At 69.7% G+C, this 11,648-nt stretch carries 10 protein-coding genes; 8 read left to right on the top strand and 2 right to left on the bottom strand.

From position 1 onward, the window contains the following. Nucleotides 1-21: 21 nt before the first annotated feature. The gene (polA, locus tag M0G41_RS00545) at nucleotides 22-2,781 is read right to left on the bottom strand and encodes a DNA polymerase I (RefSeq protein ID WP_248204142.1); all 2,760 of its coding nucleotides are present in this window, start codon (nucleotides 2,779-2,781) and stop codon (nucleotides 22-24) included. 147 nt (nucleotides 2,782-2,928) lie between these two features. Here polA and M0G41_RS00540 point away from each other — a divergent pair, with 147 nt between their 5' ends. From M0G41_RS00540 to M0G41_RS00520, 5 genes are all read left to right on the top strand, one after another. Then, complete coding sequence (locus tag M0G41_RS00540) at nucleotides 2,929-3,273, top strand: DUF2782 domain-containing protein (protein WP_248204140.1); 345 nt, start codon at nucleotides 2,929-2,931, stop codon at nucleotides 3,271-3,273. 22 nt (nucleotides 3,274-3,295) lie between these two features. Then, nucleotides 3,296-3,733: a GNAT family N-acetyltransferase gene (locus M0G41_RS00535; RefSeq protein WP_248204138.1), complete on the top strand. Its 438-nt coding sequence runs from the start codon at nucleotides 3,296-3,298 to the stop codon at nucleotides 3,731-3,733. Further along, entirely contained in the window at nucleotides 3,730-4,257 is a 528-nt protein-coding gene (locus M0G41_RS00530) for a TRAP transporter small permease subunit (RefSeq protein WP_248204135.1), read from the top strand. The genes M0G41_RS00535 and M0G41_RS00530 overlap by 4 nt, the downstream gene beginning before the upstream one ends. Continuing rightward, nucleotides 4,254-5,630 carry a TRAP transporter large permease gene (locus M0G41_RS00525; RefSeq protein WP_248204133.1) on the top strand — a complete coding sequence of 459 codons (1,377 nt, stop codon included), beginning with the start codon at nucleotides 4,254-4,256 and terminating at the stop codon, nucleotides 5,628-5,630. The genes M0G41_RS00530 and M0G41_RS00525 overlap by 4 nt, the downstream gene beginning before the upstream one ends. Before the next feature lie 91 nt (nucleotides 5,631-5,721). Next, a complete protein-coding gene (locus M0G41_RS00520; protein ID WP_248204131.1) occupies nucleotides 5,722-6,408 on the top strand; it encodes a response regulator transcription factor in 687 nt (228 codons plus the stop codon). Nucleotides 6,409-6,451: 43 nt separating this feature from the next. On the opposite strand, the gene M0G41_RS00515 is transcribed toward M0G41_RS00520, so the two are convergent. Continuing rightward, nucleotides 6,452-8,059, bottom strand: coding sequence for a GMC family oxidoreductase (locus M0G41_RS00515; protein ID WP_248204742.1), 1,608 nt, complete (start codon nucleotides 8,057-8,059; stop codon nucleotides 6,452-6,454). Nucleotides 8,060-8,349: 290 nt separating this feature from the next. On the opposite strand from M0G41_RS00515, the gene M0G41_RS00510 reads away from it, so the two are divergent. The 3 genes from M0G41_RS00510 (at nucleotide 8,350) to M0G41_RS00500 (ending at nucleotide 11,648) form a co-directional block, all read left to right on the top strand. Next, nucleotides 8,350-9,690 (top strand): NTP/NDP exchange transporter, encoded by a 1,341-nt coding sequence (locus M0G41_RS00510; RefSeq protein ID WP_248204130.1) that lies wholly within the window; start codon nucleotides 8,350-8,352, stop codon nucleotides 9,688-9,690. 147 nt (nucleotides 9,691-9,837) lie between these two features. Then, nucleotides 9,838-10,971: a hypothetical protein gene (locus M0G41_RS00505; RefSeq protein ID WP_248204127.1), complete on the top strand. Its 1,134-nt coding sequence runs from the start codon at nucleotides 9,838-9,840 to the stop codon at nucleotides 10,969-10,971. Then, on the top strand, nucleotides 10,968-11,648 hold the full coding sequence (locus tag M0G41_RS00500; RefSeq protein ID WP_248204126.1) for a DUF922 domain-containing protein: 681 nt from the start codon (nucleotides 10,968-10,970) through the stop codon (nucleotides 11,646-11,648). The genes M0G41_RS00505 and M0G41_RS00500 overlap by 4 nt, the downstream gene beginning before the upstream one ends.

The following is an 11,648-nucleotide window of genomic DNA, read 5'->3' as shown; positions in this document are numbered from 1 at the left end:
CGGCCTTCCCGTTTCCAGGCCTCAGTGGGCCTCGTCCCAGTTCGCCCCGACCCCGGCATCGACCACCAGCGGAACACGCAGTTTCGCCGCCTCCTGCATGCGTGCCTTGACCGCGTCGAGCAGCGGGTCGACGAAGTCGGCGTCGACCTCGAAGACCAGCTCATCGTGCACCTGCATGATCATCAGCGCCTGCCCGCGGTGGTCGGCGAGCCAGGCGTCGACGCTGCACATGGCGCGCTTGATGATGTCGGCGGCGGTACCCTGCATCGGGGCGTTGATCGCAGCGCGCTCGGCGCCGGCGCGCTGGCCCTGGTTGCGCGAGTGGATCTCCTGCAGGTGCAGCCGGCGGCCGAACACGGTCTCGACATAGCCCTTGTCGCGGGCCTGCTGGCGGACCGTCTCCATGTAGCGCTGCACGCCGGGATAGCGGGCGAAGTACAGCGCGATGTAGTCCTGCGCCTCGCCGCGGGAGATGCCCAGCTGGCGGGCCAGCCCGAAGGCGCCCATGCCGTACATCAGACCGAAGTTTATCGCCTTGGCCGCGCGGCGCTGGTTGCCGTCGACCTGCTCCAGCGGCACGCCGAAGACCTCGGCAGCGGTGGCCCGGTGAATGTCCTGGCCGCTCTCGAAGGCGGACAGCAGGCCGGGGTCCTCGGAGAGGTGGGCCATGATCCGCAGCTCGATCTGCGAGTAGTCGCAGGCCACGATGCGCCGTCCCTCGGGGGCGACGAAGGCGGTGCGGATACGCCGGCCGTCCTCGGTGCGGATCGGGATGTTCTGCAGGTTGGGGTCGGTGGACGACAGGCGGCCGGTGGCGGCGCCGCCCTGGTGGTAGCTGGTGTGCACCCGGCCGGTGTCCGGATTGATCATCTCCGGCAGCTTCTCGGTATAGGTGCTGCGCAGCTTGTGCAGGCCGCGGTGCTCGAGGATCAGGCGCGGCAGCTCGTGCTGGTCGGCGATCGCCTCCAGCGCCTCCTCGTTGGTGCTCGGCTGGCCCTTGGGCGTCTTGACCACGGCGGGCAGGCCGAGCTCGTCGAACAGCAGGGCCTGCAGCTGCTTGGGTGAGTCGAGATTGAAATTGCGCCCGGCGATCTCGAAGGACTGCTTCTGGATCTCGCCCATGCGCTTGCCCAGCGCCTGGCTCTGCCGGCGCAGCTCGTCGGCGTCGATGCGCACGCCGTTGGCCTCGATCCGCGCCAACACCGGCACCAGCGGCATCTCGATCTCGCGGTAGACCTTCTCCAGCGCCGGTTCGGATGCCAGCTTGTCCGACAGCACCCGGTGGAGGCGCAGGGTGATGTCGGCATCCTCGGCGGCATAGGCGGTCGCGCGCTCCAGCTCGACGTCGGCAAAGCTGATCTGCTTGGCGCCCTTGCCGCAGACCTCCTCGTACTTGATGGTGGCGTAGCCGAGGTAGCGCTGGGCCAGCGAGTCCATGTCGTGGCGCAGGCCGGCGCTGTGCCAGACGAAGCTCTCCAGGAGGGTGTCCTCGCGATAGCCCTGCACCTCGACGCCGCAGCGACGCAGCACATGCAGGTCGTACTTGCCGTGCTGGCCGATCTTGCCGATCTCCGGGTCCTCCAGCACCGAGCGGAGCGCGTCCAGAACGGCCTCCTTCTTCAGCTGCTCGGGCGCGCCGGGGAAGGCGTGCGCAACCGGCACGTAGGCGGCCTTGCCCGGTTCGACGGCAAGACTCAGCCCGACCAGCTCGGCGCGCATCGGGTCCAGCGAGTCGGTCTCGCAATCGAACGCGAAACAGCCGGCCTTGCGGATGCGGTCGATCCACTGCGCCAGCTGTTCCATCGCCAGCACGGTCTCGTACTCGCCGGGCTTGGCGAGCGCGGCGTCCGGGGCGTCGGCAGGCGCCGCGCCGCTGACCTGGCCGCGGCCGCGGGCTTTCCCCGGCTCGGTCTCGGCGATCGTCGCGGCGCCGTTGCCTCCGTCCAGCTCGCGGAGGGCCTGGGTGAACCCGTAGCGGGTGTAGAGCTCGCGCAGGGCTGCTTCATCGCGCTCGCGCAGGTCGAGGTCGGTTGGCCCGCAGTCCAGTTCGACATCGGTCTTGATGGTGACCAGCTGCCGGTTCAACGGCAGCCGGTCGAGCGCCGCGCGCAGGTTCTCGCCGATCTTCCCGCCGATGTCCGCGGCGTGGGCGATGACGCTGTCGAGATCGCCGTACTGGCCCAGCCACTTGGCTGCGGTTTTCGGTCCGCATTTCTCGACCCCGGGCACGTTGTCCACGGTATCGCCCATCAGGGCGAGGTAGTCGACGATCTGCTCCGGCTTCACGCCGAACTTGTCGACCACCTTGGCCTCGCTGTCCATCACGCTGCCGCTCATGGTGTTGACCAGGCGCACCCCGGGCCGCACCAGCTGGGCGAAATCCTTGTCCGAGGTCGAGATGTCGACCTCGATGCCCTCGCCGGCAGCGGCCAGCGCCAGGGTGCCGATCACATCATCGGCCTCGACTCCGCCGACGCGCAGGATCGGAAAGCCCAGCGCCTCGACGATCTTCATCAGCGGATCGATCTGCGCCCGCAGGTCATCGGGCATCGGCGGTCGCTGCGCCTTGTACTCGGCATAGAGCTCGTCGCGGAAGGTCGGACCCGATGCATCCATCACGAAGGCGGCGAAGTCGGGCTGCTCCTTGCGCGTGGTGCGCAGCATGTTGACCACGCCGAACAGCGCGCCGGTCGGCTCGCCCTGCGCATTGGAGAGCGGGGGCAGGGCGTGGAAGGCGCGGTACAGGTAGCTGGAGCCATCGATCAGGACCAGGCGGGGCATGAGGCGTCCTCTTGCAACTGGATGTGCATTGTCGCCCGAGCCGGCGGAACGTGGCGTGGGCGGCTGAATCGCCAGCCGGCGCGGGCGTCTGCAGCGGCCGCTTCCGGGCTATGCTTGGTCGCAGCAACGCTGCCACGGAAGCCCGCCATGAATCGTCTGTCCTGCCTTCTGCTCGCCACCCTCGTCGGACTCGCGCCACTGGCCGCGCTCGCCCAGGAGCCACCGCCGCCGCGCGAGGACGCGCCGCTTCCGGAGAAGCTCGACACCGTGCCGCCGCCGGAGGACGAGCCGACGGTGAAGATCCGCGCCGTCGACAACGGCGATACCGTGGAGGAGTACCGGGTCAATGGCCGGCTGACCATGGTCAAGGTGCGGCCGCGCGGCGGCGTGCCCTATACCCTGGTCGACACCAATGGCGACGGCCGCCTCGACCGCAAGGACACCGAGGGCCCGGTGGCGCCGGTGTACTGGACCCTCTACGAGTGGGACTGATCCGGGCCTGAGCCGCCAGCGCATGGACGCGAGCATCCGCCCCATCGAAACCGACGAGCAGGTCGCCGCGGCCTGGCCCGTGGTGCACCAGCTGCGCCCGCATCTCGACCGCGACGCGCTGATCGCCGCCGTCCGGCGTCAGCGCTCCGAGGGCTACCTGGCTGCCGGCGCTTACGCCGGCGAGGTCTGCGTCGCCTTCGCCGGTTACCGGATCCAGCAGATGCTGGCGCATGGCCGGTTGCTCTACGTCGATGACCTAGTCAGCGACGCTTCGGCGCGGGGCGCCGGCTATGGCCGCAGCCTGATGGCCTGGCTGCGCGACGCGGCGCGCCGGGCCGGCTGCGCCACGCTGCAGCTGGACTCCGGCAGCCACCGGCTCGAGGCGCACGCCTTCTACTTCCGCTTCGGCCTGCGCATCACCTCCTATCATTTCGCCATGCGGCTCGACACCCCGGCATGAGCCGGTCAGGTATGTCAGAGCGCTGGGCCGCGATCCTCGACCTGCCATCGCGGGCAGTGGATCGCCTGCTGGTCTGGCTGGTCCCGGCCCTGGTCGCCCTGTGCTTCGCTCTGGTCGTGGCCCGCTACCTGTTCGATGCCAACTCGATCGCCGCGCAGGAGGCGCAGCAGTGGCTGCACAGCCTGGTCTTTCTGCTCGGCACGGCGGGCGCCCTGCGTGCAGGGCAGCACGTGCGCGTCGACGTTCTGCAGCAGCGCTGGTCGCCACGCACGAAGGCGACGGTCGACCTCGTCGGATACCTGCTGTGCGTACTGCCGTTTGCCGGCTTCATGCTCTGGGTCAGTCTCGACTACGTGGCTGCCAGCTGGTCGCTGCGTGAGTCCTCCCGCGATCCGGGCGGGCTGCCCGCGGTTTACCTGCTGAAGACCCTGATCCCGTTGGCCGCAGCCCTGCTTGCGCTGCAGGCGGTGGCTGAACTGCTGCGCTGCATGGCCCGTCTGCGGGCACCCGAGGGGCGGGCATGAGCGCGCTGTGGATCGGCCTGCTGGTCCTGGCCCTGGTCGCCGGCCTGCTCTCCGGGTTTCCCGTCGCCTTCGTGTTGGCCGGGGTGTCCCTGCTGCTGGCCCTGCTGGGTGCGGCGTTCGGGGTCTTCGACCTCAGCTATCTCGAGGCCTTTCCGAACCGGGTGTTCGGGGTGATGGGCAACGAGACCCTGCTCGCGGTCCCGCTGTTCGTCTTCATGGGCGTGATGCTTGAGCGCTCGCGGTTGGCCGAGGACCTGCTCGAGTCGGTGGCCGCCCTGTTCGGCGACAAGCGCGGCGGGCTGGCCATCGCCGTGCTCCTGGTCGGCGCCCTGCTCGCCGCCAGCACCGGCATCGTCGGCGCCACCGTGGTCACCATGGGGCTGATCTCGCTGCCGGTGATGCTGCGCCACGGCTATTGCCCGCGGCTGGCCTCGGGCACGCTCTGCGCCTCCGGAACGCTCGGCCAGATCATTCCGCCCTCGGTGGTCCTGGTCCTGCTTGGCGACCAGTTGGGCAACGCCTACCAGCAGGCCCAGCTCCGGCTCGGCAACTACAGCCCCGACACGGTCTCGGTGGGTGATCTGTTTGCCGGCGCCGTGCTGCCGGGCCTTGGCCTGGTCGCGCTCTACGCGATCTACGTGCTGTGGACCGCCTGGCGCCAGCCACATCGCGCCCCGGCCCTGCCCGCCGAGGCGCTGGCGCAGCGCTCGACCGGACGCCTGCTGCGCGCCCTGCTGCCGCCCCTGCTGCTGATGGTCGCAGTGCTGGGATCGATCCTCGGCGGCATCGCGACCCCGACCGAGGCCGCGGCGGTCGGGGCCGTCGGCGCGACCCTGTTCGCTGCCCTGGCCGGTCAGCTGAGCCTCGCGCGGCTGCGCGAGGTGGGCCTGCAGACGGTGCAGGTCACCGCGATGGTCTTCGCCATCCTGATCGGCGCGCAGCTGTTTGCCCTGGTCTTCCGCGGCTTCGGCGGCGACGAGCTGATCCACGACCTGCTTACCGGCCTTCCGGGCGGCGTGTTCGGCGCCATGCTGGTGGTGATGCTGGCCCTGTTCCTGCTTGGTTTCCTGCTCGACTTCATCGAGATCGTCTTCGTGGTGGTGCCTATCGTCGCCCCGGTGCTCTTCGCGCTCGGCGTCGACCCGGTCTGGCTGGGGGTGATGATCGCCATCAACCTGCAAACCAGCTTCCTCACCCCGCCCTTCGGCTTCGCCCTGTTCTACCTGCGCGGCGTGGCCCCGCCAGGGCTCACCACGGCGGCGCTGTACCGGGGGGTGGTGCCGTTCATCGGACTGCAGCTGCTGATGCTGGCCTTGCTTGCGGGCTGGCCCCAGCTGGCCACCTGGCTGCCCGGCCGGTTGTACGGTCCTTGACGCGCCGAATGCGCGCGAACGCCCCGGTCCGCGCTACCATCACGGGCATGGGCTTCCCACCACGCAGCGATTCACCGATCATCCAAGCCGAATGAGCCAGCAATCGCCCACGCCGGAAGTCGATGGCACCCCGCAGGTCTGGGTGCTCGACGATGATGCCCTGCTTACCGAACTGCTGGTTCGGACGCTGGGGGAGACCGGCCTGCGCGCGCAGCCACTGACCGACCCGCGCGCCTTCCTCAGCGCGGCGAATGCCCTGCCGGACGCGCCGACCGTCCTGCTCTGTGACCTGCAGATGCCCGGGCTCGACGGCATCAGCCTCGCCCGCGAGCTGCGGGCCGGCGGCTTCCTGCACCCGATCGTGCTGATGAGCGCGCACTTCGACGTCGACAACATGCTCGAGGCGATGCGCGAGGGCTTCTTCCAGGTGATCCGCAAGCCGCTCGACCTTGCCACCCTGCCGCTGGAGCTCAAACGCGCCTACGAGCAGGCCGAGGACGACTGGCGCCGCCGGCAGACCGTAGACAGCATCCAGCAGCAGGTCGAGAAACTGACCTCGCGCGAACAGGAAGTGGTGCAGGCGCTGGGTCTGGGCCTGATGAACAAGCAGGTCGCCGACCGCCTCGATCTCAGCATCAAGACCATCGAGGCGCATCGCCAGCGGATCATGGGCAAGCTCGGCCTGCGCTCGGCCAATGCCCTGATCCGCTTCAGCATCGAGTGGCGACTGCTGGCCGGTGGGCCGGCGGCGCAGCAGGCCGGCGCCCGACCGCACTGATCGGCCGGCGCGACCGCCGCGCCCGACTGCCCCGCGCTGGAACTCAGGCCGCCCGCTGGCGGCCGCCGCCGTTGGCCGCGGCGAGGATCAGATCGCTGGCGCGCTCGGCGATCATGATCGTCGGAGCATTGGTGTTGCCACCGATCAGCGTTGGCATCACCGAGGCATCGACCACGCGCAGCCCTTCGACGCCTCGGACGCGCAGCTCGGGATCGACCACCGCATCGCCATCGACACCCATGCGGCAGGTGCCCACCGGGTGATAGATGGTTTCGGCCTTGCGCCGGATGAACTCGACGATCTCCGCGTCACTGCGCAGCGATTCTCCCGGGAACATCTCGCCCGCCCGGAACTCGCCCAGCGCCGGCTGGGCGAGCAGCTCTCGGGACAGCCGCACGGCCTCGACCATCAGCTTCAGGTCCTCGCCGTCGGCGTCGCTGAGGTAGTTGGCGAAGATCCGCACCTTGTCCGACGGATCGGCCGAAGCCAGCTCGAGGTGGCCGCGGCTCTTCGGCCGCAGGGCACAGGCGTGCAGGGTGTAGCCGTTGCCGGGCAGGCGGTTGCGGCCGTGATCGTCGAGGATTGCCGGGACGAAGTGGAACTGCAGGTCGCAGCGCGCATCCGGGGCCAGGGCCGAGCGCACGAAGCCGCCGCTCTCGGCGATGTTCGAGGTGCCCGGGCCACGGCGGAACAGGTAGTAATCGAGGGCGATCTTGAAATCGTTGGTGCGGTCGTAGGTGACCGCGCTGCGGCAGCGGTTGATGGTGCAGACGTCGAGGTGGTCCTGCAGGTTGCGGCCAACGCCGGGCAGGTCCACCTGCACCGGGATGTCGTGGCGGCGCAGCTGGGCGGCGGGCCCGATGCCGGAGAGCATCAGCAGCTGCGGCGAATTCAGCGCGCCGCCGGCCAGCAGCACCTCGGCGGCGGCCCGCGCATCGATCACCCGCCCACCCTGGCGGTAGCGCACGCCGGTGGCCCGGCCGCGCTCGACAATGAGTTGCTCGGCCTGGGCGCCGGTGACGATGCGCAGGTTCGCCCGCTCCCGTGCCGGGTTCAGGTAGGCCCGCGCCGAGGAGCAGCGCGCACCCTCCTTCTGGGTCACCTGGTAGAAGCCGAAGCCCTGCTGAGCCGGGCCATTGAAGTCGCGGTTGAGGGGGTGACCGGCCTCGCCGGCCGCCGCCAGGAAGGCATCGGTCAACGGGTTGTGGAAGATCAGGTCGGAGACCGCCAGCGGGCCGGAATCGCCGTGCAGGGCGTCGGCGCCGCGGCTGTTCGACTCGGAGCGGCGGAAGTAGGGCAGCACGCTGTCCCAGTCCCAGCCCGGCGCGCCGCCGCTGGCCCACTCGTCGTAGTCGCCCGGCACGCCGCGGATGTAGCACATCGCATTGATCGAGCTTGAGCCACCCAGCACCTTCCCACGCGGCCACCACAGGCGGCGGCCGTGGAGCGCCGGCTCCGGCTCGGTGGAGTAGTCCCAGTTCACTCCCTTGCGGCCGACCAGCTTGGCGATGCCCGCCGGCATGTGGATGAAGGGGTGCCAGTCGCGCGGCCCGGCCTCGAGCAGGAGGACCGAGACCGACGGGTCGGCGCTGAGCCGGTGGGCCAGCACGCAGCCGGCCGAACCGGCGCCGATGATGATGTAGTCGTACACGTGGATCATTCCGAAGTGGTGCGCCTGCGACCTGCGCCGGGATCCGGCAAGGTGCCCCCGAGAGGGCCTTCAAGGCGCTTCGGGGAGCAGGGCGGCAAGGGCCCGGGCGCAGGGGAGGACAGGGCGTCGATGACCCGACACTAGGCGGCCCATCTAGAGCAATTACTCAGTGACATGCTGCGCCGCAGCAATGAAGATGCCATCCGTTCGCCGGTCGATCCGCGTGCATTGCCGTTGGCGGAGCAGGCAGCTACCTTGCGCAGCAGCATCGCCGACGCCCTGGACCGTCCTTGGATTTCCCCTCCACCGTCACCGCGCGCCTCGGCCGGCTGCGCTCCGCCCTGCGGGACTCACCGCCGCTGCTCTGGGCGTTCGGCTATTTCTTCTGCCTGCTGAGTGGCTACTACGTGTTGCGCCCGGTGCGCGAGGCGATGGCCGCCTCGGCCGATGTGCGGGCTGTGTTCCCGCCGTCGATGATCGACTACTTCGCGGGGCAGGGCATCGCCATCGGCGACTTCGTGCTGCAGGTTCTGTTCACCTGTACCTTCCTCATCATGCTGCTGCTGCAGCCGGTCTACGGGGCCCTGGTCAGCCGCTATCCGCGGCGCGTCTTCCTGCCTGTGGTGTATGCCTTCTTCATCTTCACCCTGCTCGGCTTCCACCTGCTCTTCGACAGCGGCGTGCCCGGCCGCGGCATGGCCTTCTTCCTCTGGATCGCGGTGTTCAACCTGTTCGCCGTGGCGGTGTTCTGGAGCTTCATGGCCGATGTCTTCAGCACCGCCGAAGCGCGTGCCTACTACGGGTACATCGGCGCTGCAGGCACCGTTGGCGCCTTCTGTGGACCGATCCTGACCCGCCTGCTGGTGGCGCGGATCGGCATCGCCGACCTGATGCTGGTCGCCGCCTGCCTGCTCGCCCTCTGCGTCGTCTGCCTTATGCGCTTGCGGCGCTGGGCGCAGGCCCGCGAGGAGGCGCGCGGACAACGCGACAAGGAGACGCCGATGGGCGGCGATGTGCTGGCCGGGCTCAAGCTGATCTGGCGCGAGCCACTTCTGCGCTGGATGGCCGCGGTGCTGGTCACCGGCGTCGGCGTCGGTACCCTGCTGTACAACGAGCAGGTCGCCCTGGTCCGCCGCTTCTACCCCGACCCCCGGGACGCCACGGCCTACTTCGCCAACATCGACCTCGCCATCAATGCGCTGACCCTGACCGTGCAGCTCTTCGTCACCCGCTGGCTGCTGTCCCGCCACGGCCTCGCGCCGGCGCTGCTGATTCCGCCCCTGGCCGTGTTCATCGGATACGCCCTGCTCGCTGCCAACCCGCTGCCGCTGCTGCTGGCCGCGGTGCAGGTGGCCACCCGCAGCGGCGAGTTCTGCCTGCACAAGCCCGCCCGGGAGTCGATCTACACCCAGGTTCCCAGGGAGTGGCGCTACAAGGCGGGGGCGGCGATCGACACCGTCATCTACCGCGGCGCGGACCTCGGTTTTGCCTGGCTGCACAAGCTCTTCTCGGCATTTGGCAGCAGCGCCGTCTTCCTTGCCGGCATGTGCCTGTCGCTGGCCTTCGGGGTCTGCGGCTACGGCCTGTGGCGGGCCCAGCGCCGGCTGCCCAGGGACCTGGCCTCGCGCTGAGGCTCGCCATCGGCGCAGAATCTGAACCGCCCGACAACGCGGCTGCGAGCTCCCCGGCCGCGACTGCGACGTCGCCATCCCGATTTCCGTCACTCCGTCCCGACAGCCGGGTGTGCCCTGCCGCACCCACAACCCCGAGGAGCAAGCATGCGAGCAACAAACTGGATGTTGGGTGTGGTTCTGGTCATGGCGTCGGCCGTTGCGGCGTCACAGGAGCCGGGTGCGGAGCCGGTCGGCCTGCGAGGCGACATAGGCGGTCTGTGGTTCGATCCTGGCGCGGACGGGCAGGGGCTGCAGATCGACGTGCTCGACGGTGGCCGCGCGGCGGTAACCTGGTACACCTACGATGCCAACGGCGCGCCGCTCTGGCTGTTCGGGCTCGGCCGCATCGACGGCAATGCGATCGAGGCCGAGATGGGCAGCGCCAGCGGGGGCCGCTTTCCGACCATCGCCGCCCAGACCCCGCCGACTTTCCAGACCCGCGGTGTCCTGCGGGTGGAGTTCATGGGCTGCGACGCCGCCCGGCTGGAGTATGACGACCAGGCTGGCGGCCTGCCGGATGGCAGCGGCGAGCTGCAGCGCCTGAGCCGACCGCAGGGCGTCCGCTGCAACGCCGAGGAGGAGTTCAGCGAGCAGCGCGTGCTGTCCTTCGAGTTGGGCGAGAACGCGTTCTATCCGATCTTCGCCGACCTGCCCGCGGACGGTCATGACATCTACGAGCTGGATTTCGACTGGAAGCGCCTGCCCGAGCCGCTGCAGGCGCGCCGCGGTCTGTTTCTCGCCGGCCACAACCGTTCCGACGACCTGGCGATGATGATCGCTGCCCCGCTCGGCGGCCTGCAGCCCGAGCAGCTCTACCAGGTGGAACTGGAAGTGGAGTTCGCCACCCAGGTGCCGGCCGGCTGCATCGGGGTGGGTGGATCGCCCGGAGAGGGGGTCTACGTCAAGCTCGGCGCACTGGATTTCGCTCCGCAGGCAACCGTCGTTGACGAGGGTGGATTTCCGACCCTGCGCCCGAACTTCGACTTCGGCAACCAGTCCGAGGGCGGCGCCCAGGCGCTGGTGGTCGGCGATCTGGCCAACACTCAGCAGTGCGATGGCGTCCCCGAGGGCGAGTGGGAGCTGAAGACGCTGAGCACCCAGGGTCGGGCCTTCCGCGTGCGCAGCGATGCGCAGGGCCGGATGTGGGTGGTGGCCGGCACCGACTCGGCCTTCGAGGGTCTGACCCATGTCTACTACACCTCGCTGCGCGTGCGCCTGCGGCCGATCGAGGCCTCTTGACCGGCAGGCCATGCCGGCGCAGCGGCCTTGCGGCCGGGCTGCTTGTCCTCCTCGCCGCGCCGCACGCGGCCGGCGAGGCAGGCCGGGACAGCGTGCCGCTGCGCATTGCGGAGCAGTCGCATCCCTATGTGGTCGATGCCACCGAGCTCGACACATTGCGCGCGCAGATCGATGGCCACCGTCCGGAGCGCGGCGACGGACGCGCCTCACACGGTCTGCTGCGGATTGATCTTGAGCTCCACTACCGCCTGCAGCCTGAGGGCGGTGAATGCCGTCTCGAGCAACCCGAGGTACGCCTGACGATGAGGCTGTCCCTGCCCGAGTGGCGGCCGCGGGACGCCCCATCGGAGCCCCTTGAGGCAGCCTGGCTGCAGATGCGCGAGGGCCTGGTCCTGCACGAGGAAGGCCATCGCGAGATGGCGCTGGAAACGGCGCAGGAGCTGGCCTGGGCGGTGGATCGGGTCAGCCGGACGCAGGCCGACTGCGGGGCACTTCGCCGCGAACTGCTCGCCCTGCGCCTGAGCCACCTCAGCCGGCTGGCGCTGCGCAGTTCGGCCTACGACCGGCGCACCGCGCACGGCCTGCGGCAGGGGGCGGTACTCGAGATCGAATCCAGCGGCCTAGACGCCTGCGACCGTCGCGATTCCGCCCTGCGGCGCGACTGCGCCCCGCGCTGA

It is taken from the genome of Pseudomarimonas salicorniae, assembly GCF_023156535.1.
GTDB classification, from domain to species: domain Bacteria; phylum Pseudomonadota; class Gammaproteobacteria; order Xanthomonadales; family Xanthomonadaceae; genus Pseudomarimonas; species Pseudomarimonas salicorniae.
This window is presented reverse-complemented; position numbering and strand designations above follow the sequence as displayed.